The organism is Staphylococcus simulans (genome assembly GCF_025561465.1).
Classification (GTDB): Bacteria; Bacillota; Bacilli; order Staphylococcales; family Staphylococcaceae; genus Staphylococcus; species Staphylococcus simulans.
In genome coordinates this window covers 1,232,018-1,257,104 of record NZ_CP095100.1, presented here as the reverse complement: position 1 = coordinate 1,257,104, position 25,087 = coordinate 1,232,018, and the positions used below count along the sequence as shown (strand labels likewise).

The window sequence follows — 25,087 nt, the reverse complement described above, 5'->3', positions numbered from 1 at the left end:
ACGAAACATCTTTACATAAACTTAACATTCACTTAACAAGTTCAATCATTCAAAAAAATAAAGCTATACCGCCCTTATCAGAGCAGTATAGCTTGAAATCAATTAAGTCTTATAGATTTTTGATTAACTCGTCAGCGAACTCAGAAGTTTTTACTTCTTTAGCGCCATCCATCATACGTGCGAAGTCATACGTTACAACTTTAGATGCAATTGTTTTTTCAATTGAATCTGTAATTAAGTCAGCAGCTTCTTGCCAACCTAAGTGTTCTAACATTAATACTGCACTTAATAATTCTGATGATGGGTTTACTTTATCTTGGTCTGCATATTTAGGTGCAGTACCGTGAGTTGCTTCAAAGATAGCGTGGCCAGTATCATAGTTGATGTTTGCACCAGGTGCAATTCCGATACCGCCGACTTGTGCTGCTAATGCGTCAGAAATGTAGTCACCATTTAAGTTCATAGTTGCTACTACATCATACTCAGCAGGACGCGTTAAGATTTGTTGTAAGAAGATATCAGCAATTGAGTCTTTGATAATGATTTTACCATCTGCAACTGCTTGATCTTGGATTTTGTCCGCTTCTTCTTTACCTTTTTCATCTACTAAGCGATCATGTTGTTGCCAAGTGAATACTTTATCACCGAATTCACTTTCAGCTAAATCATAACCCCATTGTTTGAATGCACCTTCAGTAAATTTCATGATATTACCTTTGTGCACTAATGTAACTGATTTACGATTGTTATCAATCGCATATTGGATAGCTGAGCGTACTAAACGTTCAGTACCTTCTTTAGATACAGGTTTTACACCGATACCAGAAGTTTCAGGGAAACGAATGTTTTTAGCACCCATTTCATCTTGTAAGAAATCGATTAATTTCTTAGCTTCTGGCGTACCTTCTTTAAATTCGATACCTGCATAGATGTCTTCAGTATTTTCACGGAAGATAACCATGTCAGTGTCTTCTGGACGCTTAACAGGAGATGGAACACCTTTGAACCAACGTACTGGACGTAAGCAAGCATATAAGTCTAATGTTTGACGTAATGCTACGTTTAATGAACGAATACCGCCACCGATTGGTGTAGTTAAAGGTCCTTTGATTGCGATTAAATACTCTTCAATCGTATCTAAAGTTTCTTGTGGTAACCATTCGCCAGTTTCATCATATGCTTTTTGACCAGCTAAGATTTCTTTCCATTCGATTTTTTTCTCGCCATTATAAGCTTTTTCAACCGCTGCATCTAATACACGGCTTGCTGCTCTCCAGATATCTGGTCCAATACCATCACCGATGATAAATGGAATAATAGGATTATTCGGTACTAATAAACCGTCTTCTTGTTTAACAATTTTTTCTGGTGCCATTCTAAATTCCTCCGTTAATATAAATTTTGTGATTAATGATTCAAGAATGTCGCTGTTAAAAATTAGCGCTCTTCAATTGGTAAATACTTACGATTTGTTTCACCGATATATTGAGCACGTGGTCTCATAATACGATTATCTCTATATTGTTCGAAAATATGTGCTAACCAACCTGCAGAACGACTGACTGCGAAAATTGGAGTAAATAAATCATGTGGAATATCCATGCTGTGATAAACAGTCGCACTATAGAAGTCAACGTTAGCAATAATGCCTGTACGTTCTTTCATTAAGTCTTCAATCGCTACTGAGATATCATATAAATGTTTTCGACCTGTCTCATCCGTAATTTTTTTACTCATTGTTTTTAAATATTTCGCACGTGGATCTCCGTCTTTATAAACACGGTGTCCAAAGCCCATGATTTTCTCTTTGTTTTTCAATTTATTATCAATATATGGTTCAACTTCATCCACTGAATGAATTTCAGATAACATGTTCATAACACGTTCGTTTGCTCCACCGTGTAAAGGCCCTTTTAATGAACCTACAGCTGCAACAATACCTGAATACATATCTGATAAAGATGATACTGCACAACGTGCTGTAAATGCTGATGCATTCAATTCATGGTCAGCATGCAATACCAATGCTTTGTTAAATGCTTCAACTTCAATGTCTGTTGGCTCTTCACCACGTAACATATATAAGAAGTTAGCTGCATAGCATAAGCCTTGTTTAGGATAAACTGGCTCTTTTCCTTGTCTTACACGTTCAAATGACGTCACAAGTGATGCCATTTTTGCTTGGATTCTAATTGCACGTTCTAATTTTTCTTCATCCGTTTCTGACTCTGCATTTTCATCAAAGTGTGCAATATAAGAAACTGAAGTTCTTAATGCTGTCATTGGATGAACGTCGTCTGTTGCATAATCTTCGAAATGCTCATAAACTTTTTGGTCTAGTTTTGCATACTCATATAATTTTTCTTGCAACTTGTTCAATTCGTCTTTCGTCGGAAGTCTGTAATTCCATAGTAAGAATACAACTTCTTCAAATAATGCGTTTTCTGCTAAATCATCGATGTCATAACCAGCATATGTCAATTGGCTATCGATAATTGAGCTTACCTTTGTTTCAGCTGCAATTACCCCTTCTAAACCTTTATGCAATTCTGCCATATTAATTTCCCCTTTTCTATAACAAATTGAAATGGCTTTCATTTAGTATTATATCCAATATTAACGGTTTTGTGAACAATTTCGAAACTTTGTATAAAGCGGTTACATTGCTCAAACAGCTAAAACAACCTGTTCAGACCATATCTCATTGCCTTTATTGGTATTATATTACATTTTTATAGTTTTAAGTAACGAAAACCCATGCAAATTAACCGATTATTTTTAATTTATTATCATTCATCATAACTTAAATTCATTGATAATTGCATGAAAATTCTCAATATTTTTAAAAACCATTTGTCATATTCTATGGATATGTGCATAATATTATTAAGGTGCAAAAAGGGAGTTGAATTAATTTATGTCAAACAATTTACAAAGAGAATTAAGCAATCGGCACATACAGTTAATCGCAATTGGCGGTGCGATCGGTACTGGATTGTTCTTAGGGGCAGGACAAACGATTGCGATGACGGGACCTTCGATTTTATTAACGTACATCATTATTGGTTTAATGTTGTTTATGTTTATGAGGGGTTTAGGGGAAATCTTAATTACAAACACAAAATTTAAATCATTCGCAGATGTGACAAATGAATATATCGGACCCTTTGCTGGGTTTGTGACAGGTTGGACATATTGGTTATGTTGGATTATCACAGGGATGGCAGAAGTTACAGCCGTAGCGAAGTATGTCAGTTTCTGGTGGCCTGAAATTCCTAACTGGGTCAGCGCTTTAGTCTGTGTACTTGTTTTAATGGCATTCAACTTATTAAGCGCAAAACTTTTTGGAGAATTAGAATTCTGGTTCGCAATTATCAAAGTTACGACAATCATCGTGTTAATCGTTGTCGGATTAGGTATGATATTCGTTGCTTATGAAACTAAATTCGGTCATGCGAGTATCACACACCTTTATGACCATGGTATTTTCCCTAAAGGTGTATCAGGTTTCTTCATGTCTTTCCAAATGGCACTCTTCTCATTCGTAGGGATTGAGTTGATTGGTGTAACAGCTGGTGAAACAAAAGACCCTGAAAAGATTATTCCTAAAGCAATTAACAGTGTACCTGTACGTATCTTACTATTCTATGTAGGATCACTTGCAGTAATTATGTCAATCATTCCTTGGTATAAAGTAGATCCTTCTGACAGTCCATTCGTAAGATTGTTCGCGTTAGTCGGAATACCTTTCGCAGCAGGTATCATCAACTTTGTTGTACTGACAGCTGCTGCATCATCTTGTAACAGTGGTATTTTCTCAAACAGCCGTATGTTATTCGGTTTATCAAGACAAGAACAAGCACCACCTGTTTTCAACAAAACAAATAAAAATGGTGTGCCGCACATTGCGATCTTTGTTTCATGTGCATTATTACTTATCGCAGCATTATTGAACTATATTTTCCCAGATGCAACATTAGTATTCACATATGTAACAACAGTATCAACAGTTTTATTCTTAGTAGTTTGGGCATTGATTATCGTTGCTTATATTAACTATCATAAACGTAATCCAAAAGCACACAAAAATTCAATTTATAAATTGCCAGGTGGACGTTTCTCAGGATACATGATTTTATTTTTCTTCATCTTTGTATTCGCATTGCTATTCGTCAACCCGGTAACAAGAACTGCAGTATTTTTATCTCCAATCTGGTTTATCCTTTTAGGATTAATGTACTGGAGATACACACAACAACTTAAGAAACATCAATCATAAAAATTAAAAATACGCACCCTAACAAAATGCGTTTACTCACTTTTAGAGTAAGCGCATTTTGCTTTGTCTAAAACCTATCCTATCCTCTTCTATCCCCTATATGAGCCCCATAGATTAACAACACTCTCTTTATTATAAATATCATATCCGGTGTTATATCATGCTTAAAACAATGCATAGACTGCTTTTAAATGCTACATGAATTATAAGGTGATACATTCACTTCCCAAATCAAAATAAAAAACTGTCTGCTCCTGAGGAACAGACAGCTTGTCTATTTAAAGTTTAATATTGATACTTTAGAGATGATTAAAGTACGTTTGCATAACCGTCATATACACGGCCAGTGTTTGCATCAACTGTGATTGTAACATCATCAGCGATTAATTTAGTTGCGTTTTTAGCACCAACGATTGTTGGGATACCTTGTTCTAAACCGATGATCGCACTTGGTGATGTGATACCAGCTTCTTCAGCAACTAAACCAGCAGCTTGTTCTACATAAGGTACGAATGTTTCATCTGTAGAATGAGTAACGATTACTGAGTTTGAAAGATCTCTGCCTTCTAATTCAGAAGCTTCATTTACAACTACTGCGTTACCTACTACTGAATTACGTCCAACACCTTGACCTTTAACAAGTTCGTCACCTACTAAGTGTAATTTCATCATGTTAGTTGTACCTTTTTCACCAGTTGGAACACCAGCAGTGATGATTAATAAATCACCATTTTGAACGCGACCAGTTTCGATTGCTGTTGCTACTGCATTGTTAAGTAATGCGTCAGTAGTTTTGCGTCCTTTTTTAACAACTGGGAATACGCCCCATACTAATGCTAATTGACGAGCTGTTTCTGGGTTTGGTGTTACAGCGATAATGTCTGAATGTGGACGGAATTTAGAGATAGTTCTTGCAGTTGAACCACTTTCAGTGGCAGCAACGATTGCTTTAACTTTTAAGTTAAGGGCAGTATGTGCTACAGAAACACCAATTGCATTTACTAAGTTAGTTTCTTCTAATTTAGTACGGTCATTTAATAATTTTTTGTAGTTTTGAGCGGCTTCAGCTGCAACTGCAATGTTTCTCATTGCTTTAACAGCTTCTTCAGGATATAAACCTGCAGCAGTTTCACCAGATAACATAACTGCATCTGTACCATCATAGATAGCGTTAGCTACGTCACTTGCTTCGGCTCTTGTTGCACGTGGGTTACGTTGCATAGAGTCTAACATTTGAGTTGCTGTGATAACTGGTTTACCTAATTTGTTACATTGTCTGATAAGGTCTTTTTGGATTACAGGTACATTTTCAGGTGGAATTTCAACACCCATGTCACCACGAGCTACCATTAAACCATCAGAAACTTCAAGGATTTCTTTAATGTTGTCGATACCTTCTTGGTTTTCGATTTTAGGAAGAATTTGAATGTTAGTATTACGTTCTTCTTCTAAAATTTTACGGATATCTAATACGTCACTTGGACGACGTACAAAGCTTGCTGCGATTAAGTCGATGTTTTGATCGATACCGAAGCGGATATCATCAGCATCTTTATCAGTAATACCAGGTAAGTTAACTTTAACGTTTGGTAAGTTAACACCTTTTTTATTTTTAATTTCACCTGAGTTGAGGACTTCACATAAAACTTCGCCTTTATCTTTATTGATTTCTTTAACTTCTAATTCTACTAAACCATCGTCTAATAGAATATAAGAACCAATTTCAATGTCGTTGATTAAATCTGCATATGTTACAGAAAATTTCTCAGCTGTACCTAAAACTTCTTCCATGCTTACGATAACTTCTTTACCTTTTTCTAAGAAAATCACACCGTCTTTCATGTTGTGTGTTCTGATTTCAGGTCCTTTTGTATCAAGCATGATTGCAATAGTTTTGTCTAAACGTTGTGCAACTTCTCTGATGCGGTCAATACGAACTTTGTGTTCAGCGTGATCACCGTGTGAGAAGTTCAAACGGGCAACGTTCATGCCAGCGTTCATTAATTTTTCTAACATTTCTTCAGATTCTGATGCAGGTCCAATCGTACAAACGATTTTAGTTTTTCTCATTATAAAAGCCTCCTAAAAATTTCACTAAATCTATCATTAAATTGATAATTCTTGTGCTAACTCATACATATCAAAATTAAACTTACTACCTTTATTACTGAAGATATCATCAAATGGTGTTTGAGTTAATTCATTTTGTTTAATGCCAACTCCCAATGCTGTTTTACCTTCAATTAATAATTCTACGGCATGACCGCCAAGTCTTGATGCCAACACTCTGTCTTGTCCAGTTGGGCTACCACCACGTTGGATATGACCGAGTACAGATACACGTCCATCTACATGGATGTATTTTGCTAATTCTTCTGCACAATCTTGTCCTGACATAACACCTTCAGCTACCATAACGATAGAATGTTTTTTACCTCTTTTAATACCGGCTTCTATTTTTTCTGCGATATCTTTGATATCTGTTTTTACTTCTGGAACGAGGATTGTTTCTGCACCGACAGCTAAACCAGCCCACAATGCAAGGTCACCACAATCGCGGCCCATAACTTCAATAATAAATGTTCTCGCGTGACTTGAAGCAGTGTCTCTGATTTTATCGACAGAATCAATAATTGTATTGAGTGCTGTGTCAAAACCAATTGTGAAGTCTGTACCTGGAATATCATTATCGATTGTTCCCGGAATACCGATAGTTTGAATTTCAGGGCATTCTTCACTGATACGTTGAGCACCACGATAACTTCCGTCACCGCCGATTACAACTAATCCATCAATACCATGACTTCTTAAGTTTTCAATTGCTTTGGCACGTACTTCTTTGTCCTTAAATTCTGGGCAACGTGCAGAGTAAAGGAATGTACCTCCTCTTTGAATTGTATCTCCCACTGATCCTAGTTCAAGCTTTTTAAGATCATCATTTATCAATCCGAGGTAGCCTTGGTACACACCGTAAACTTCAATCCCATTATAAATGGCAGTACGCACAACTGCTCGAACAGCAGCGTTCATTCCCGGAGCGTCTCCACCACTAGTCAAAACTGCAATTTTTTTCATGACAACTGACCTTCCTAACTTGTATGATTTACATTAAAAATACCATAAAATAGCGTGGTTATCCATAAAAATACCATGCAATCCATAATGTAAACGTTTTATATTTCTATTTTCGAAATATAGCCACACTTTTTATTTAATATGGATACGATAGACATATTTTTACAGTCTAATTTTTTCAATTTCTGCTATTTTTAACCATCATAACCGGATTAATTCTCAAATACAAAATGAAAAGGATTCTACACTCTTCCCTAAAAAAGAAGTATAGAATCCTTTTCCCTTATTGTTCTTTATATTCACCCATTTGACGGAATTTATCAAAACGATCGTCAGCTAACGCTGGTCCATCTAATTTTTTCAACGCATCTAAATGAGAAACAAACGCCTGTTTAATACTGCGCGCTTGTTGTTCAATATCTTTATGTGCGCCGCCAAGTGGTTCTGTAATAACTTCATCAATCACACCTAATTCTTTTAAATCAGGTGCTGTGATTTTCATTGTTTCAGCAGCAATTTTTGAAAGGTTGCTATCTTTCCATAACAACGCTGCTGCACCTTCTGGTGAAATCACTGAATACGTACTGTTTTCAAGCATTAATACTCTATTTGCAATACCAATACCTAAAGCTCCACCGCTTCCGCCTTCACCAATAACTAAAGTGATGACAGGCACTTTCAAGCTAGACATTTCTATTAAGTTTTTAGCAATAGATTCACTTTGACCACGTTCTTCAGCAGATTTACCAGGGTATGCGCCTTTAGTATCAATAAATGTAAAGATAGGTCTGTTGAATTTCTCAGCTTGTTTCATTAAACGTAACGCTTTACGGTACCCTTCTGGATGAGCCATTCCGAAATTACGATAAATATTATCTTTTGTATCTTTACCACGTTGTTGACCAACTACAGTGACTGGCTGACCATTTAAATATCCAATGCCGCCTATCATTGCTGGATCATCTCTGAAATTCCTATCCCCATGTAATTCCATGAAATCATCAAAGATGTATGGAATATAATCTAAAGTTGTAGGTCGTTCTTGCATTCTAGCTAATTGAACACGGTCCCAAGGTTTAAGATGCTTGTATATTTTTTCAGTTTCACGCTCTAGAGAAGCCTCTAACATATCGATTTCCTCTTGCAAATCTACATCATTTTTCTCTTGTGATTCTTTCAAAGCATCTATTTTATTTTTTATATCAAATAACGGCTTTTCAAAATCAAGCATCTTTTTTCACCTCTTGTCCTGTATGCATTTTCAATAATTGACTTAAAGTAGCACGCATATCTTTACGATGAACTACTTTATCTAATTGGCCGTGTTCTAATAAGAATTCCGCTGTTTGGAAATCATCCGGTAATTTTTCATTAATTGTTTGTTCAATAACACGACGACCTGCAAAACCGATTAAAGCACGCGGTTCTGACAAGTTGATATCACCAACTGATGCAAAGCTGGCAGAAACACCACCTGTTGTAGGATGTGTAATATAAGAAATATATAATAAACCAGCATCAGAATGACGTTTCAATGATACGCTTGTTTTACCCATTTGCATTAATGAAATAATACCTTCCTGCATTCTGGCACCGCCACTTGCAGAGAAAAGGATAAACGGCAGACGTTGTTCTGTACAATAATCTATAATACGGCAGATTTTCTCACCGACAACAGAACCCATACTCCCCATTCTGAAACGTGAATCCATAACTGCAACGCCGTATTTTGTACCATCTAATTCGGCTGTTCCAGTTACTACCGCTTCATTCAAGTCTGTTTTGCTTTGATCTTTTTGAATTTTTTCTTCGTAACCAGGAAAGTCTAAAGGATTGGCAGATGTCATTCCTTTATCAAACTCTTTAAATGTTCCTTCATCTGAAATTGCTTCAATTCGTTTATATGCAGTCAAAGATAAGTGATGATCGCAATTAAAACACACATTGAGGTTTTCAGATAGTTCTTTTGTATACATGATTTTTTTACATTTTGGACATTTAGTCATGATACCTGATGGAACGTCATTCTGTTTTGAATCTTGGACAGTTACATATTTTTTCTTTTTACTGCCTCGATTGAAAAAATCTTTAAACATTGGTCAACCTCCACATCACTATTATGTTAATTTAAAGACATAACAGTACATTGTAAAAATAATCTATTTAATATCAGTTAATCTCATCGTTTTATTGTATATTTCATCTGGGTCAACTTCAACCCTAGCAACTCCAGATTCCATAGCTGCTTTCGCTACATTGCGTGCAACCGATGGTGCTACACGTTTATCAAATGGTGCTGGAATACAGTATTCCGGTGACAACTCATCCGGCCCAATTAAATTAGCGATAGCTTGTACAGCAGCTTGTTTCATTTTCTCATTAATATGTGTTGCACGTACATCTAAAGCCCCTCTGAAGATGCCTGGGAATGCTAACACGTTATTAATTTGGTTCGGATAATCTGAACGGCCCGTTCCGATTACTCTTGCTCCAGCCGCTTTTGCGTCATCTGGATTAATTTCTGGATTAGGATTTGCCATCGCAAAAATGATACTGTCTTTATTCATTGATTTTACCATATCTTGAGATAATGCATTAGCAACAGAAACACCGATAAAGACATCAGCACCTTGGATAACATCAGCTAACTTACCTTCTTGTTTATCCTTGTTCGTCCATTCTGCCACAAATTCTTTGGTTTCATTCATGCCATGCGGGCGTCCTTTATAAATAGCACCTTTAGAATCACACATAATCATATTGCGCACACCGTATGAATATAATAACTTCACAATCGCAATACCTGCAGCGCCTGCACCATTCAATACCACTTTGATATCTGATAGTGATTTATCAGTAATTCTTAAAGCATTAATCAATCCAGCCATTGTCACGATTGCTGTCCCATGCTGATCATCATGAAAGACTGGAATTTTAGTTTCTTTTTTTAATCGGTTTTCAATTTCAAAACAGCGCGGCGCAGAAATATCTTCTAAGTTGATACCGCCGTAATTAGGTTCTAATAATTTAACTGTTTTGATAATTTCTTCTGTATCTGTTGTATTCAAAGCTATTGGTACACCACTTACCCCAGCAAAGCTTTTGAATAGAACTGCTTTACCTTCCATTACAGGAATACTTGCTTCAGGACCAATATTACCTAATCCTAATACTGCAGTGCCATCTGTTACTACAGCTACAGTATTGCCTTTAGATGTATAATCATAGACTTTACGGGGATCCTCATAAATCTCTTTACATGGTTCTGCAACACCAGGAGAATAAGCTAAACTTAATTCTTCTTTATTTGTAACTTTTACTTTGGGTGTAACATCAAATTTACCTTGATTTCTTTTATGCATTTCTAAAGCATCGTCTCTTAATGACAAACCAATCGCTCCTTTGTTCTGTATCTTAATATCGAAATAAATTCACGCATATTATGTTCAATCTATTACTGAGTTGTTTTATTATTTTTACCGAAAATTTACAATAAACTTTTGGTTTTAGTACTACTCTGAATTTTATGTACTGATTATAACACAGATGTCACTGTTTCACTGATTCTCATGGGTCAAATTATTAATTTCCTTAATTTTGTCGATGAATTGCTTAAAAGTTTTAAAAGTCTGTAACTAATGCAATCCATTGTCACAGACTTCTATTACATTAAGCGAATATTTTCAGGATCAATTTGTTCAACCAATCTTTCAATCGTGTCAACATCACGTTCAATTCTTCCAACTTGCCGCATTTGGTTTGACTGTTCATCATAAAAATATATTGGAAGTTGTTGATGTGTTTCAGATGGTTCAGTATCAAATTCTAAATCATCAACATTAATTTTTCTGAGTATAATACGTGTTGCTTTTTCAAACATCGTTTTTTCATATGCATCTAAATCTTGTATTTCATTAATAATTAATTGATGCTTTTGATTTCTATTTTCGAATTTCCCTTTTACAATAAACGGTTTTTCTTCTAATAGAAGTGTTTCATAACGTTGAAAAGTATCAGGGAAAATAACACCATCTAACGTGTGCTCACCATCATTTAAAGTCGCAAAAGCCATCTGTTGCCCTTTTTTTGTACGAATACGTCTCAGTGTGTCCATTTGTACAAGTACAGGTTGATGATTGTTCGCATTGTTTAATTTATAAATGCCTAAAAACTGTTTTGAATCAAACAATTTTTCCATTGGATGTTTTGTAATATAAAATCCTAAGTATTCTTTTTCAAAGTTACTTAATGCTAAATCAGGCAACTCTTCTTTTTGTTGGTACTCTAATTTCGGTGTCACAAAGTCAAAAATCAAAGCATCTTGTTCGACTTGACTTGATGAATCTAAAACCTCATCTAATGTTCCTAATAAGGTTGCACGTGTTTCACCGAATTGATCAAATGCTCCCACTAATATGAGCGCTTCTAATAACTTACGTGTTTTAACACGCCCAGATAAACGGCGTGTAAAATCAAAGAAATCTTTATATCGACCATTTTGATAACGCTCATCTACAATGGCTTTAACACTTTGATAACCGACACCTTTGATGGTACCTAAAGATAAATAAATACCTTGTTCAGCTGCTTTATAATACCAATGACTTTCATTGATGTCTGGAGGTAAAATCTTTAAGTTCATCGTTTTAGCTTCAGCAATCATCTGTTCAGTCTTTTTCTCACTGCCAATCACATTCGTTAAAATATTGGCATAAAAATAATTAGTATAATGTACTTTTAAATACGCCATCGTATAGGCGACTTTAGAATAACTCACCGCATGAGCACGTGGGAAACCATAATCTGCGAATTTAAGAATTAAATCAAAGATTTGTTTACTTAATTGTTCTGAGTAGCCATTTCGACTGGCACCTTCTACAAAGTGTTGACGTTCATTTTCCAACACAGCCCGATTCTTTTTACTCATTGCTCGACGTAAAATATCCGCTTCTCCATAACTGAACCCTGCGAACTTACTTGCAATCTGCATGATTTGTTCTTGATAAATAATAACACCGTATGTGGATTTTAATATCGGTTCTAAATCAGGATGAAGATAGGCCACTTTAGATGGGTCATGACGTCTAGCAATATATGTCGGTATTTCTTCCATTGGACCTGGGCGATATAAAGAAGTCATTGCGACAATGTCCTCAAAATGTTGCGGCTGTAAACGTCTTAACGCATCTCTGACACCGTCTGATTCTAATTGGAATAATCCGGTTGTTTCCCCTAATGACAACATTTTAAATACTTTCTCATCATCAAAAGGAATAGATTCTATATCAATATCGATATTTAAATCTTTCTTTACTTGATTGATGATTTGGTGAATGATGGATAAATTTCTCAGACCTAAAAAGTCGATTTTCAACAAACCAAGTCGTTCGTCTTCAGTCATTGTCCACTGTGTTAATAGACCCGTATCTCCCATTAATAATGGTACATATTGATATAATGGGCGTTCGTTAATAATAATGCCTGCCGCATGCGTTGATGTATGTCTCGGCAATCCTTCTAATTTCCTACTGAGTTTGAACCACATTTCATGCCTATGATTGCGATGCACAAAGTCTTTAAATGCTTGTGTGTCATAAGCTTCATTTAAAGTTATACCTAATTTAGACGGAATTAAATGTGAAATTTCACTGAGTGTTTTTTCTTCAAACCCCATAATACGTCCTACATCTCTTGCGACTGCTTTCGCTTGTAAATGTCCGAATGTCACAATACCTGAAACATGGTAATCTCCATATTTTTGTTGTACATATTCAATCACACGTTCACGTTTTGTATCTTCAAAGTCGATATCAATATCTGGCATTGTGACACGTTCGGGATTTAAAAATCGCTCAAATAATAAGTTATATTTTAATGGGTCAATCGTTGTGATATTCAACAAGTAACTGATTAGAGAACCTGCAGATGAACCACGACCTGGACCGACCATGACATCTTGTGTTTTCGCGTAATGAATCAGATCGCTTACAATTAGGAAATAATCTTCGTACCCCATTTTCGTAATGACATCGAACTCATAATCTAAACGTTTTCTATACTGAGGAGTATCTAAGTTCATACGTTTAATAGCATTATCTAATAATTGGTATAAGTATTCTTTAGATGAAGTACCTTCAGGTGTATCATACTGTGGTAACAGTGATTGATGATATTCAATCGTAATATTACATTGATCAGCAAGGTCATTTGTATTATCAATAATGTCTTGAGATAAACTCAAGCTATCTATATCAGCTTGGCTATATAAATGGGCATGCTGTTCGCTACCTGTATTTACCAAGTCTAACGCTTTATTATTTTTAATTGCTTGCAATGCACTGACAGTTTCAGCATCTGCTTCATCAAGATATTTTGCTTCTTGCATCCACACTTGATTTAAATCTAATTGTTCTGCTGCACCGCTGCTTAAATGATCCGTGAATACATCTGCGTGTTCACTAAACATTTCCGCTAAATTCATTTGTTCAGCATTGATACGCTTAAAAATAATGACTAAATCATTTTGGTAATGTTTTAGCCATTCTGTAGAAATCGTACGTTTATCTTGTATTTTAATTGCTGAAGAAAGTTGATATAACGATTTTAATCCTTGATTATTTTTAGCTAATAATACTGTTTCTAACTCTGTTAAGCCATCACTTAAATCTACAGTCATACCGATAATGGGTTTGATGTCTGCTTGTCTACATGCATCATAAAATTGAGGGACAGCATACAAGACATTTCTATCAGTCAGTGCCAACGATTGATAGCCTTCTGCGACTGCTTTTTCAACAATGTCAGAAACACGTAGACTAGATTCTAGCAAATCATACGCAGTGTGGATATTTAGATGTGCCTTCATAATTTTGTCCCTCCCTTTTTAATATTGTGCAGTTAGTCTATTAATTTTTGATTTAAGGCTTCTGCTAAACGATCAAATTCTTCCCAACTATAAACTGTAACACCAGATGCATTCGGGTGTCCGCCGCCTCCAAATTGTTGTGCGACGTCATTGATAACAACTTTTTTAGAACGCAGACGACAACGAATATCTTCGCCTTCATCAACTGCAAAGACCCAAATTTTTAAACCGCGTAAATCAGCAATTGTATTTACAAATTGAGAAGCTTCGTTCGGTTTAATATCAAATTGTTTTAAAACATCTTGTGTAATTTGAACTTTCGCAAAGCCGTTGTCATTCATTTCAAAGTTTTGTAGCACATAGCCTTGGAATGGCATAAGTTTAGGATCTTTTTCAGCCATTTTATTCAATTCTGCAGTGTGGTCAAATGGATATTTTAAAAGTTGTGCCCCAACTTCCATTGTATGCGCACTTGTATTGCTGAATAAGAAACGACCTGTATCGCCAACGATACCTAAATACAGTAAGCGTGCTGTTTCTGCATCAATGATGGATGTATCATTAAAATGCGCAATGATATCAAAGATGATTTCACTTGTTGATGAAGCTTCAGTGTTCACATAATTTAACTCGCCATATTGATCTAATGCAGGATGGTGATCAATTTTGATTAAACCTTTACCATTAGCAAAACGTTGATCATCAATACGAGGCGCATTAGCTGTATCACATACGATGACTAATGCTTCTTTATAAGTATCATCACTTACTGCATCAAATGTTCCCATAAAATCTAAAGAAGGCTCACTTTCACCTACAGCATAGACTTTTTTATCTGGAAATTTTAATTGTAAATAAGATTTTAAACCTAATTGAGAACCATAGGCATCTGGATCTGGTCGCACATGTCTATGGATAATAATTGTATCTTCTTGTTCAATTCGGTTCATAATTTCATTAAATGTATTCATATCATTACTCCTTCATTATCTGTTGATGCAGTACATCAGCTTTCTAGCATTTGACAAATAATCAATGCTTTAGCTACATCTTGTTGTCCTTCACGCATGCTGACCTCAATTTTAGCAAAGTGTCTCCCAACATCTAACATGTCATAATTAATTTCAAGTTCTGTTTCAATAGAAACTGTCTTCATATAAATAATACTTAAACTTTCAATCATAACTTCTTGTTTTTTTATTTGACGCATTTTATAGCGAATCGTTTCTTCAATAATTGCGACAAAAGCACCTTTACTTAACGTCCCGTATTGGCTTGTCAGTTGGGGTGCAACATCTACAGTAATTTTATCTTTATTAATTGAAATGTACTTGCCGACTTGATCATTGATAGTTTCCCCTACTTGCGGTTGACGTCCTAATAATTGCATAGCACGCAGAACATCTTCACGTGATACTACGCCAAGTAATTTCTTATTGATTGTCGTGACCGGCAGCAATTCAATACCTTCCCATATCATCATATGCGCACATGTCGCAACAGTTGTAGACACTTGCACATTTAATACCGGTTTTGTCATTACTTTATAAAGATATTCTTCTGAATCTTTTGCAATAATATCTTTACTTGTCACAATCCCCACTAATTTAAAGTCATCATCGACAACTGGAAATCTTGAATGTCCTGTCTCTTGCGAACGACTTTTAACATCTGCAACTTTCATTGTTTCTTTCAATACAGTCTCTTCAGTGACAGGTTTAACAATATCTTCAACAATTAAAATTTCTTTACGAATGATCTGATTATACATCGCACGGTTAATCATATTCGCAACTAAATATGAATCGTAATTAGACGATAAGATAGGCAAATCATGTTGATCTGCATAACGTTTAATTTCAGGTGTTGTACTAAAACCACCTGTAATCAACACTGCACTGCCATGTCTCAATGCTTCTAATTGTACATCCGTCCTATTACCGACAATCAACAAAGTATTTTTAGTCAGATATTTAACCACATTTTCTAATTTCATGGCACCAATAGCAAACTTAGTCAGCGTGTTATGAAGACCGTTACGACCTGCAAGTACCTGACCATCAATAATTTTAACAATTTCACCAAACGTTAAATGTTCGATTTCTTCTCTAGTTTTCTTTTCTATTCTCACAGTTCCGACTCGATCTATGGTAGCGACGAGTCCAAGTTGTTCAGCATCTTTAATTGCACGGTAAGCTGTTCCTTCAGATACCTCTAAATCTTTTGCTATTTTACGGACAGATATTTTCTGACCCACAGCGAGTGATTCAATGTGTGCAAGAATCTGTTCATGTTTTGTCATTACTTACTTCCCTCATTCTCTGCTTACTCTTCTTATTAATTATAACTTGATTCAGTCTAAAAATCGAAGTTAATCTCTCTTGAATTTTAACATGTTATAGGTGGAGTACCTAACTCAATAGTTGACATTTTGTAATTTAAATACGGTTTGTTAAGTTGACAATAAATTTAATTGGAAAAGTTGACACATTTTTATTAGAATATGTATTAAGGAGGGATTGAGAATGTATAAAAATATTTTACTCGGCGTTGATACTGATTTAGAAAACAAAAAAGCATTAGCTAATATCAGAAAATTGTCTGGTGAAGGCACAATTGTCACATTATTAAATGCGATCACTGAACAAGATGCACAAGCATCTATTAAGGGCGGCACACATTTAAACGATTTAACAAAAGCGCGTAGTCAAGAATTACAACCAACACGTGATATTCTTGATGAATACGGTATCGAATACGATGAAATCATTGTACGCGGTAATCCAAAAGAAGAACTTGTTAAGTTTGCGAACAGTGGTGATTATGACATTTTAGTAGTAAGTAACCGTAAAGCACAAGAGCAAAAGAAATTTGTGCTAGGCAGCGTCAGCCATAAAGTCGCAAAACGTGCTCATATCCCAGTATTGATTGTAAAATAATGAAAAATGCTTGTACATTGAGTTGTACAAGCATTTTTATTATCTGTGTTATTAGAATTCTACAGCTTCACCTGGTTTTAAGATTTGTACTTCGCCTTCTTTAACCAATTTCTTGAATTCTTCAGGATCTTGTTCAATATATGGGAATGTGTTGTAATGCACAGGTACAGTGATTTTCGGTTTGATAAACTCGTTGATCGCGTAGCTGGCATCTTCAATACCCATTGTGAAGTTATCACCGATTGGTACAAAGCATACATCCACTGGATGACGATCTGCGATTAATTTCATATCACTGAATAAGCCAGTGTCACCGCAGTGATAAATCGTTTTGCCTTCAATTTCTAAAATCAAACCAGTTGAAGAACCTAAATAAACTGGAATACCGTTTTCATTTGTGATACTTGAACTATGGAACGCTTGTACATACTTAACTGTTCCAAAGTCAAATTCCCATTTACCTCCGATATTCATTGGGTGTACATTTTCTACACCTTGTGCAGTTGATAAATAATCTGCAACTTCCGCAAGGCCGACAACTGTCGCATTATTTTTTTGCGCAATTTTCACAGTATCACCGAAGTGGTCTGCGTGACCATGCGTTAAAATAATATAATCTACCTCTAAATCTTCTGCATTTAAATCTGATAAATCATTACCAGTAATAAATGGATCTACGATGACTTTCTTGCCGTTTGCTTCAAAATAGATTGTTGATTGTCCATGAAATGATAATTCCATTTTAAAAAGCCCCCTTATGCTTCAATCTCAACTCTAGTATAACATTTACCCCACTTTAGTCTAAATGACACCATTGCCTTTTGAATTCTGAACCGCTTTGACTTAAAATAAAGTTAATCATACGAATGGAGGTTGAAGAATTTTGAAAACAGAAGAAATTGTTAATGAAATACGTAATCAAGATGCAGGGGCTGCTTGGATTACGACACCGCTTAACGTATTCTACTTTTCTGGCTACTTAAGCGATCCCCACGAACGTTTATTAGCCTTGCTAATTACTGCTGAGGGTGAAGAAGTTTTATTTGTCCCTAAATTAGAAGTAGAAGAGGTTAAAGCCTCTCCGTTCACTGGTAAAGTTGTCGGTAATGCTGATGGTGAAGATCCATTTAAGCTTGTAGATTACAACTTTGATAAAATTCTTGTGGAAGAAGATCATCTGACATTAAAACGTCAAAAAGAATTAATTGAAGGATTTGGTGTTGAAACATTCGGTTCAATTGACCAAACAATCAAAGATTTACGTAATGTCAAAACTCCTGAGGAAATTGACAAAATCAAAGAAGCTGCAAGACTTGCTGATAAATGTATTGAAATCGGAGTAGATTTCTTAGAAGAAGGCGTAACAGAAAAACAAGTGGTACGTCATATTGAGTATGAAATTCAAACAAAATACGGTGTCAGCGCAATGAGTTTCGATACAATGGTCTTATTTGGTGACCATGCTGCTTCACCACATGGTATTCCTGGTGATCGCCAACTTCAAAAAGATGAATATGTCTTATTCGACTTAGGTGTTATTTATGAAAACTATTGCTCAGATATGACACGAACAGTAGCTTTCGGTAACCCAAGCGAAAAAGCACAATCTGTTTATAATGTTGTATTAGAAGCTGAAAAAGCTGCAATTGACATGATTAAACCGGGCGTAGTTATTGGTGACGTAGACAGAAAAGCACGCGGTATTATTGCTGATGCTGGTTATGGTGAATACTTCGTACACCGTCTTGGCCACGGTTTAGGCTTAGAAGAACATGAATATCAAGATGTTGCTGGATTCAACACAAATCAATTTGTTCCAGGTATGGTTGTCACAGTTGAACCTGGTGTTTATGTTCCTGGTGAAGTGGGTGTCCGTATCGAAGACGACATCTTAGTCACTGAAGATGGAAATGAAGTCTTAACACATTATGATAAATAATGAGAGAGAGTATTGATTTAAGGTGGAGTACGAATACTCCACCTTTTTTATGAGCTGAAAAATTTTTAAGTATAGAAAAACGCCACCCCATCGCTGTTTATACCCCAAACAGCAATGAGATGGCGTCATTTTTGATGTTTTCAGAGCTTTATACGCTCCTTACATCCCATTAAATTAATAATTAATTTAATGCTTGATCTACTGGTGTATACGGAAGATCAAACGTGTTAGCTACACCTTCATTTGTAACTTTACCGTCGTACACATTCAATCCTAAAGATAATGGTTGGTTATCTTTCAATGCTTGTAAATAACCTTTGTTTGCGATTTGTAGCGCATAAGGTAATGTCGCATTGTTTAAACCAATTGTAGAAGTACGTGGTACCGCACCTGGCATATTTGCTACTGCATAGTGAACCACACCATGTTTAACATAAGTTGGATCATCATGCGTTGTAACGTGGTCAGATGTTTCGAAGATACCACCTTGGTCGATAGCGATATCTACCAATACAGCACCGTCTTTCATGTCTTTAACCATTTGTTCAGTTACAAGTTTTGGTGCTTTAGCGCCTGGAATTAATACCGCACCGACAACTAAATCACTTTGCGTAACATTTTGTTCGATATTAAGCGGGTTAGACATAACTGTATGCACACGTCCGCCGAATAAATCATCAAGTTCTTGTAAACGTTTTGGATTAACGTCTAAGATTGTTACGTCGGCACCTAAGCCTAAAGCGATTTTCGCTGCGTTTGTACCTGCTTGGCCGCCACCGATAATTGTGACTTTACCTTTAGGTACACCAGGAATTCCTCCTAGCAATACGCCCATACCGCCATAGAATTTTTGCAAGAATTGCGCACCGATTTGTGTCGCCATTCTACCTGCAACTTCACTCATTGGCGTTAATAATGGTAATGATCTATCTGGTAATTGCACCGTTTCGTATGCAATCGCAACGACTTCATTATCAACAAGTTCTTTTGTTAATGTTTCGTCGTTTGCTAAGTGTAGATAAGTGAATAAGATTAAATCTTTCTTGAAATATTTGTATTCTGGTTCAATTGGTTCTTTAACCTTGATAACCATTTCAACATCCCAAGCTTCGCCAGGTCCATCAACAATTGTTGCACCTGCGTCTTTATAATCCTCATCTGTAAAGAATGAACCTTCACCTGCGCTGCTCTCTACTTTAACTGTGTGCCCTGCTTCAACTAAAGCATGAACACCGCTTGGTGATAAACCTACTCTGTTTTCATTATTTTTTATCTCTTTTGGAATACCTATTTTCATTCCGTACACCTCCCATCCTTATCCTAACGCTTATATGCTGAAAGCGCAATCATTACGGTTGGAAAAGGATGATAAGATTAAGTTATCATGAAAGATAAGATATTCATAAAATTCAATCAATTATAAAAATTCAATCGCTACTTTTATTTCTAATATTCTGTCAATGTGGTAAAATATAAGTGAATAGAAGAAGGAGGTCATGTACGATGTTAACTTATAAAAATATTTTAATCGCAGTAGATGGATCACAAGAAGCTGAATGGGCATTCAATAAAGCGGTGGAAGTAGCGAAACGTAACAACGCTAAACTTATCATCACTAATGTTATTGACTCTAGAACATATACTTCATACGAAGTTTATGATGTTCAGTTCACTGAAAAATCTAAACAATTCGCTGAAGAATTACTTAGAGGTTATAAAGATTTTGCCCAAAAAGAAGGCGTGGAAGACGTTGAAACACTCCTTGAATTTGGTTCACCTAAAGCAATCATTCCTAAAAAAATCGCACAAGAAGTCAAAGCAGACTTAGTTATTTGCGGTACTTCTGGTTTGAATGCGGTAGAACGCTTTATCGTAGGATCTGTTTCAGAAGCTATTGTTCGTCATTCACCTTGTGATGTTCTAGTAGTTCGTACAGAAGAAATGCCTGAAGATTTCGAACCTCAAGTAGCAACTGAAGAATTACGTAAACAATATCAAGCAAGATAATTAATTTGCTTTTACTATGAGTGTTTAACCGGTCAGTTAATAACTGATCGGTTTTTTTATTACTTTAAAAATTATCATTACGCAAAAAAATCCAGTTAACAAGGTTATCTCCCCTATTAACTGGATGAATTTTATCAATTATAAACTACCGAATTTAACTGCATCACGTGCAATCATAACTTCTTCGTTTGTTGGAATAACTAATACTTTAACTGGTGAATGTGGGTAGTTGATAAATCCTTCTGAACCATGAATTTGTTCGTTTTTCTTAGGATCCCAATAAACACCCATGAATTCTAAACCTTCTAATACACGACCACGCACTTCGTCAGAGTTTTCTCCGACACCTGCAGTGAAGACAATAACATCTACACCGTGCATTTTCGCTGTATAAGAACCAATATATTTGTGGATACGTGAAGCAAATACATCTAGTGCTAATTGTGCACGTGTTTTACCTTCATCTGCATCTTGTTCTAAGTCGCGTAAGTCACTTGAAGTACCTGAGATACCTAATAAACCTGATTCTTTATTTAGGATATCTAACACTTCTTCAGCGTTTTTACCTGTTTTTTCCATAATATATGGAATTAATGCTGGGTCAATATCACCAGAGCGTGTACCCATTGTAACACCTGCTAATGGTGTGAAGCCCATTGAAGTATCTACTGATTCGCCGCCATCGATTGCCGCAATAGAAGCACCGTTACCGATGTGACAAGAAATAATACGTAATTCCTCAATTGGACGATTTAAAATTTCAGCAGCACGTTGTGATACATATTTATGGCTTGTACCGTGGAAACCATATTTACGGATGCCATAGTCTTTATAGTAATGGAATGGCAAGCTGTATAAATATGCTTGTTCTGGCATTGTTTGATGGAATGATGTATCAAACACTGCAACATGTGGAATATTCGGCAATAATTTTCGGAATGCACGAATACCCATTAAGTTTGCTGGATTGTGAAGTGGTGCTAATTCTGTCAATGATTCAATTTGTTTCTCTACCTCGTCTGTAACTAACGCAGATTCAGGGAATAATTCCCCACCATGAACAACACGGTGTCCTGTACCATCAATGTCATTGATGTCACGAATAATACCGTGGTTAATCAAGCTATCCAACATTAAATCAACAGCTTTTACGTGGTCGCTGATTTCTTTTTCATCAGTATACTTTTGACCATTAAATTCTACTGTGATTTTTGAGCCTTTAAGGCCGATACGCTCAATTAAACCTTTACTTATTAATTTTTCTTCAGGCATTTCTATAAGTTGGAATTTCAGTGATGAACTACCTGCGTTAATTGCTAACACTAATTTTGACATAAAACTATGCCTCCAATATTTACATTTTCTTTTACCATATCTATTTAACCATTAATACAGTTCAATTTCAAGATTATTACAGTTTATTTTTTGTGATGATTTTGTTGCAGCCATTCTGACAATTCTTTTAAAAATCCTTGAAACTGTTGCGGAGATTTAAAATCTGGTATATTGGCCAACAACACTTCAACAGCATGCGTTACCTCGCGTTCTTTTTTCTGTAAAATCAGGATTGATTTGCGAGATTGCTCAGTTTTGAACAAAGTTTTCGGTAAGTTCAAGAATGCTTGCATTTCTGTATCTGTTGCAATGAATTTTTCGAGCTGTTTTACATGTTCACCTTCAAAAATATTGCTAGGCACAATTAAAAATGCAAAACCTGCACCTCTTAACGCTTCAATTGCTTGTTCAATTAATAAGAAATGCGCATAACTATGTCCTTCTTCAAATCCCAATTTCATTTCATGACTGCGATCATCTACTGGATAATAACCTACAGGCAAATCTCCAATCACGACATCCGCTTCTTCAAACGGTAAAGGCAATATCGCATCTTGTGGGTAAACATCAAAAGGAATTTCCAAGAAATTCGCTAGATGTACACTGACACGAGATAACACTGGATCCACTTCAACAAGATGATGCATTAATGTCTGCTCTGTTAACACTTCATGCACAGTTGCACTTAAATGACCACTGCCGCTGGTTAAATCAACAATGTTCAGTTCTTTTTTATCTTGTGTAAACTGTTGTACTAAGAATCCAAGAATCAAGCCGATCGAGTCAGGAGTAATTTGGTGATTTGCCTGAATATCTTGTTCTTGCAACAAGCTTAAATATGCAAATTGGAAAGCTTTACGTCGGTCTGCTAGTGTTGCTTGTTCTAATAAGTCACGGTCATTACGATAAATCTGTTCCATCGCAAGCCCTAAGTTCTCAATAAAACTTTGACCATTTTCTTTATTGAGTTCTTTTGTTTTAGTATCTAATTCATGAAACAAACGTTCCATAATTGTTTGTTCTTCAGCCATTTTAAAATCCTTCCTAAAAAGACTGCTCATAATCAATGAATCTAAAATCCTTACACTAATTATGAGCAGTCTGGTCTAAATTTATTAACTTAAAATTACTTTAAATACTTGCTTTACTTTAGTCTAATTCTCTATATGCTTTTAATGCAGATTCGAAATCAGGGAAGTCTGTTCCTTCATTCACGATTTCTTTATAAACAACTTTGTTATTTTTATCTAATACGAATACTGAACGCGCTAATAATTGTAAGTCGTCCATTAATACGCCAAAGTTTTTACCAAATGAATGTTTTTGGTAGTCACTTAATAAAATAACATTGTCTAAACCGCTTGCTGCACACCATCTTTTTTGAGCGAACGGTAAGTCTTCAGAAATAGTAAGCACTACGCCACCTTCTTCTGATGCTGCTTCTTCGTTGAATTTACGTGTTTGTTTATCACAAACCCCTGTATCAATAGATGGTACTGCACTGATTAGTTTTTTCTTGCCTTCGTAATCTGCAAGTGTAACTTCTTCTAAATCATTGTTTACTACTGTGAAGTCTGGTGCTTCTTGCCCTTCTTCTACTGCATTACCTACTAATGAAACGGGATCTCCGCCGAATGTAATTTGTACCATATTAATAAACAACCTCCTGAGATTTTGTTAGTACTTTTTCTTTACCCCATTATACCGATATCAACACGTCAACTCCAATATTTATCCTTCGATTGAATGAACTATTTACTATTTTTCATGTAGAAGATGCCTTGAATTGAAAGATTTATCGTCATAAACAAAAAGTAAACTGCGTACAGTTTAAGACGCAGTTTACTTTAATTAAACCATTGCTGCATATAATCATAGATATTTTTAAGAATTAATGCACTCGTTACGATGACAAACAATACTCTGACATAACCGACACCTTGTCTCAGTGCAAATTGCGCACCTGCATAGGAACCGACAATCATACTGAAGGCCATAATCAAACCGATCCCGTAATCGACTTTGCCTAGCAACATAAATAGCAATAATGCACCGATATTTGAAGCGAAATTAAGGACTTTCGCGTTACCAGCAGCACTTAAGAAATCAAATCCGACTATCAGTAAAGTGAACAACATGAACGAGCCTGTGCCTCCACCTAAAAAGCCGTCATAAAAACCGATCAGTAATAGTACACTTGTAAAGAGAATCGCTTTTTTAGTTGAAAGCTTTTGATATGTTCGTATACTGCCCCAATCTTTACGCACGAGTGTATAAATCATCACAATCGTTAAGATGATTATGACAAGCGGCTTTAAGACTGAAGCTGGTAAAAAGGAAGCCAAGCTCGCACCACCCACTGCCGCTAAAAAGACAAATGGGAAGAGCTTGCCTACAATTTTCAAATCGACCTTGCCGGAACGTATAAACTTAATCGCACTGGTTAAAGAACCAAATGAACTTGCTAGTTTATTTGTTCCAAGTGCAGTTGCTGGCGGGAGACCTATGGCAAGTAGAGCCGGTGTAGATATTAAACCACCGCCACCAACTACTGCATCAATAAACGCAGCTAAAAATCCAAATACAATTATGATTAATATCAGTGTCAAATCCCATTCCACGATGTTTACCCCTTTTTACTCACATAT

The 25,087-nt window shown here is 35.8% G+C and carries 20 protein-coding genes; 4 read left to right on the top strand and 16 right to left on the bottom strand.

The features are described from left to right. Nucleotides 1-109: 109 nt before the first annotated feature. The gene (icd, locus tag MUA87_RS05820) at nucleotides 110-1,375 is read right to left on the bottom strand and encodes an NADP-dependent isocitrate dehydrogenase (RefSeq protein ID WP_002481169.1); all 1,266 of its coding nucleotides are present in this window, start codon (nucleotides 1,373-1,375) and stop codon (nucleotides 110-112) included. Between the two features lie 62 nt (nucleotides 1,376-1,437). Continuing rightward, entirely contained in the window at nucleotides 1,438-2,556 is a 1,119-nt protein-coding gene (locus MUA87_RS05815; protein WP_262551384.1) for a citrate synthase, read from the bottom strand. Between the two features lie 361 nt (nucleotides 2,557-2,917). Between MUA87_RS05815 and MUA87_RS05810 the strand changes: the two genes are divergently transcribed. Further along, entirely contained in the window at nucleotides 2,918-4,279 is a 1,362-nt protein-coding gene (locus tag MUA87_RS05810; RefSeq protein ID WP_002481171.1) for an amino acid permease, read from the top strand. A gap of 309 nt (nucleotides 4,280-4,588) precedes the next feature. Here the strand turns inward: MUA87_RS05810 and pyk are convergent, their stop codons facing one another. From pyk to MUA87_RS05770, 8 genes are all read right to left on the bottom strand, one after another. Beyond that, on the bottom strand, nucleotides 4,589-6,349 hold the full coding sequence (gene pyk / locus MUA87_RS05805; protein WP_002481172.1) for a pyruvate kinase: 1,761 nt from the start codon (nucleotides 6,347-6,349) through the stop codon (nucleotides 4,589-4,591). 36 nt (nucleotides 6,350-6,385) lie between these two features. Next, nucleotides 6,386-7,354, bottom strand: a complete 969-nt coding sequence (gene pfkA / locus MUA87_RS05800; RefSeq protein ID WP_002481173.1) for a 6-phosphofructokinase — start codon at nucleotides 7,352-7,354, stop codon at nucleotides 6,386-6,388. A 283-nt stretch (nucleotides 7,355-7,637) separates the two neighbouring features. After that, on the bottom strand, nucleotides 7,638-8,585 hold the full coding sequence (locus MUA87_RS05795) for an acetyl-CoA carboxylase carboxyltransferase subunit alpha (RefSeq protein WP_023015968.1): 948 nt from the start codon (nucleotides 8,583-8,585) through the stop codon (nucleotides 7,638-7,640). Next, on the bottom strand, nucleotides 8,578-9,450 hold the full coding sequence (gene accD / locus MUA87_RS05790) for an acetyl-CoA carboxylase, carboxyltransferase subunit beta (protein WP_002481175.1): 873 nt from the start codon (nucleotides 9,448-9,450) through the stop codon (nucleotides 8,578-8,580). The genes MUA87_RS05795 and accD overlap by 8 nt, the downstream gene beginning before the upstream one ends. A gap of 63 nt (nucleotides 9,451-9,513) precedes the next feature. Continuing rightward, nucleotides 9,514-10,743, bottom strand: coding sequence for an NADP-dependent malic enzyme (locus MUA87_RS05785; protein ID WP_002481176.1), 1,230 nt, complete (start codon nucleotides 10,741-10,743; stop codon nucleotides 9,514-9,516). Nucleotides 10,744-11,018: 275 nt separating this feature from the next. After that, nucleotides 11,019-14,219 carry a DNA polymerase III subunit alpha gene (locus MUA87_RS05780; protein ID WP_107578840.1) on the bottom strand — a complete coding sequence of 1,067 codons (3,201 nt, stop codon included), beginning with the start codon at nucleotides 14,217-14,219 and terminating at the stop codon, nucleotides 11,019-11,021. Nucleotides 14,220-14,251: 32 nt separating this feature from the next. Further along, nucleotides 14,252-15,190 (bottom strand): DHH family phosphoesterase, encoded by a 939-nt coding sequence (locus MUA87_RS05775; protein ID WP_060804803.1) that lies wholly within the window; start codon nucleotides 15,188-15,190, stop codon nucleotides 14,252-14,254. A gap of 35 nt (nucleotides 15,191-15,225) precedes the next feature. Then, nucleotides 15,226-16,521 carry a DRTGG domain-containing protein gene (locus tag MUA87_RS05770; protein WP_002481179.1) on the bottom strand — a complete coding sequence of 432 codons (1,296 nt, stop codon included), beginning with the start codon at nucleotides 16,519-16,521 and terminating at the stop codon, nucleotides 15,226-15,228. A 223-nt stretch (nucleotides 16,522-16,744) separates the two neighbouring features. Between MUA87_RS05770 and MUA87_RS05765 the strand changes: the two genes are divergently transcribed. Further along, nucleotides 16,745-17,158 (top strand): universal stress protein, encoded by a 414-nt coding sequence (locus MUA87_RS05765; RefSeq protein WP_002481180.1) that lies wholly within the window; start codon nucleotides 16,745-16,747, stop codon nucleotides 17,156-17,158. Nucleotides 17,159-17,209: 51 nt separating this feature from the next. Here MUA87_RS05765 and MUA87_RS05760 read toward each other — a convergent pair whose 3' ends face one another. Then, the gene (locus MUA87_RS05760) at nucleotides 17,210-17,899 is read right to left on the bottom strand and encodes a metal-dependent hydrolase (RefSeq protein ID WP_002481181.1); all 690 of its coding nucleotides are present in this window, start codon (nucleotides 17,897-17,899) and stop codon (nucleotides 17,210-17,212) included. Nucleotides 17,900-18,041: 142 nt separating this feature from the next. Between MUA87_RS05760 and MUA87_RS05755 the strand changes: the two genes are divergently transcribed. Beyond that, on the top strand, nucleotides 18,042-19,097 hold the full coding sequence (locus MUA87_RS05755; RefSeq protein WP_002481182.1) for a M24 family metallopeptidase: 1,056 nt from the start codon (nucleotides 18,042-18,044) through the stop codon (nucleotides 19,095-19,097). A 181-nt stretch (nucleotides 19,098-19,278) separates the two neighbouring features. On the opposite strand, the gene ald is transcribed toward MUA87_RS05755, so the two are convergent. Beyond that, nucleotides 19,279-20,394, bottom strand: coding sequence for an alanine dehydrogenase (ald, locus tag MUA87_RS05750; protein WP_023015972.1), 1,116 nt, complete (start codon nucleotides 20,392-20,394; stop codon nucleotides 19,279-19,281). Between the two features lie 206 nt (nucleotides 20,395-20,600). Here ald and MUA87_RS05745 point away from each other — a divergent pair, with 206 nt between their 5' ends. Beyond that, on the top strand, nucleotides 20,601-21,104 hold the full coding sequence (locus MUA87_RS05745) for a universal stress protein (RefSeq protein WP_002481184.1): 504 nt from the start codon (nucleotides 20,601-20,603) through the stop codon (nucleotides 21,102-21,104). Between the two features lie 138 nt (nucleotides 21,105-21,242). Here MUA87_RS05745 and MUA87_RS05740 read toward each other — a convergent pair whose 3' ends face one another. From MUA87_RS05740 to MUA87_RS05725, 4 genes are all read right to left on the bottom strand, one after another. Beyond that, nucleotides 21,243-22,439 (bottom strand): acetate kinase, encoded by a 1,197-nt coding sequence (locus MUA87_RS05740; protein WP_002481186.1) that lies wholly within the window; start codon nucleotides 22,437-22,439, stop codon nucleotides 21,243-21,245. Between the two features lie 83 nt (nucleotides 22,440-22,522). Beyond that, complete coding sequence (locus MUA87_RS05735; RefSeq protein ID WP_002481187.1) at nucleotides 22,523-23,470, bottom strand: class I SAM-dependent methyltransferase; 948 nt, start codon at nucleotides 23,468-23,470, stop codon at nucleotides 22,523-22,525. 118 nt (nucleotides 23,471-23,588) lie between these two features. Further along, nucleotides 23,589-24,089: a thiol peroxidase gene (gene tpx / locus MUA87_RS05730; RefSeq protein WP_002481188.1), complete on the bottom strand. Its 501-nt coding sequence runs from the start codon at nucleotides 24,087-24,089 to the stop codon at nucleotides 23,589-23,591. A gap of 197 nt (nucleotides 24,090-24,286) precedes the next feature. Beyond that, the gene (locus tag MUA87_RS05725) at nucleotides 24,287-25,060 is read right to left on the bottom strand and encodes a TSUP family transporter (RefSeq protein WP_002481189.1); all 774 of its coding nucleotides are present in this window, start codon (nucleotides 25,058-25,060) and stop codon (nucleotides 24,287-24,289) included. Between the last annotated feature and the right edge of the window lie 27 nt (nucleotides 25,061-25,087).

Bases quoted from the DNA above. Each gene is read 5' to 3' on its own strand.
- icd (WP_002481169.1), bottom strand. From the start codon at position 1,375: ATGGCACCAGAAAAAATTGTTAAACAAGAAGACGGTTTATTAGTACCG.
- MUA87_RS05815 (WP_262551384.1), bottom strand. From the start codon at position 2,556: ATGGCAGAATTGCATAAAGGTTTAGAAGGGGTAATTGCAGCTGAAACA.
- MUA87_RS05810 (WP_002481171.1), top strand. From the start codon at position 2,918: ATGTCAAACAATTTACAAAGAGAATTAAGCAATCGGCACATACAGTTA.
- pyk (WP_002481172.1), bottom strand. From the start codon at position 6,349: ATGAGAAAAACTAAAATCGTTTGTACGATTGGACCTGCATCAGAATCT.
- pfkA (WP_002481173.1), bottom strand. From the start codon at position 7,354: ATGAAAAAAATTGCAGTTTTGACTAGTGGTGGAGACGCTCCGGGAATG.
- MUA87_RS05795 (WP_023015968.1), bottom strand. From the start codon at position 8,585: ATGCTTGATTTTGAAAAGCCGTTATTTGATATAAAAAATAAAATAGAT.
- accD (WP_002481175.1), bottom strand. From the start codon at position 9,450: ATGTTTAAAGATTTTTTCAATCGAGGCAGTAAAAAGAAAAAATATGTA.
- MUA87_RS05780 (WP_107578840.1), bottom strand. From the start codon at position 14,219: ATGAAGGCACATCTAAATATCCACACTGCGTATGATTTGCTAGAATCT.
- MUA87_RS05775 (WP_060804803.1), bottom strand. From the start codon at position 15,190: ATGAATACATTTAATGAAATTATGAACCGAATTGAACAAGAAGATACA.
- MUA87_RS05770 (WP_002481179.1), bottom strand. From the start codon at position 16,521: ATGACAAAACATGAACAGATTCTTGCACACATTGAATCACTCGCTGTG.
- MUA87_RS05765 (WP_002481180.1), top strand. From the start codon at position 16,745: ATGTATAAAAATATTTTACTCGGCGTTGATACTGATTTAGAAAACAAA.
- MUA87_RS05760 (WP_002481181.1), bottom strand. From the start codon at position 17,899: ATGGAATTATCATTTCATGGACAATCAACAATCTATTTTGAAGCAAAC.
- ald (WP_023015972.1), bottom strand. From the start codon at position 20,394: ATGAAAATAGGTATTCCAAAAGAGATAAAAAATAATGAAAACAGAGTA.
- MUA87_RS05745 (WP_002481184.1), top strand. From the start codon at position 20,601: ATGTTAACTTATAAAAATATTTTAATCGCAGTAGATGGATCACAAGAA.
- MUA87_RS05740 (WP_002481186.1), bottom strand. From the start codon at position 22,439: ATGTCAAAATTAGTGTTAGCAATTAACGCAGGTAGTTCATCACTGAAA.
- MUA87_RS05735 (WP_002481187.1), bottom strand. From the start codon at position 23,470: ATGGCTGAAGAACAAACAATTATGGAACGTTTGTTTCATGAATTAGAT.
- tpx (WP_002481188.1), bottom strand. From the start codon at position 24,089: ATGGTACAAATTACATTCGGCGGAGATCCCGTTTCATTAGTAGGTAAT.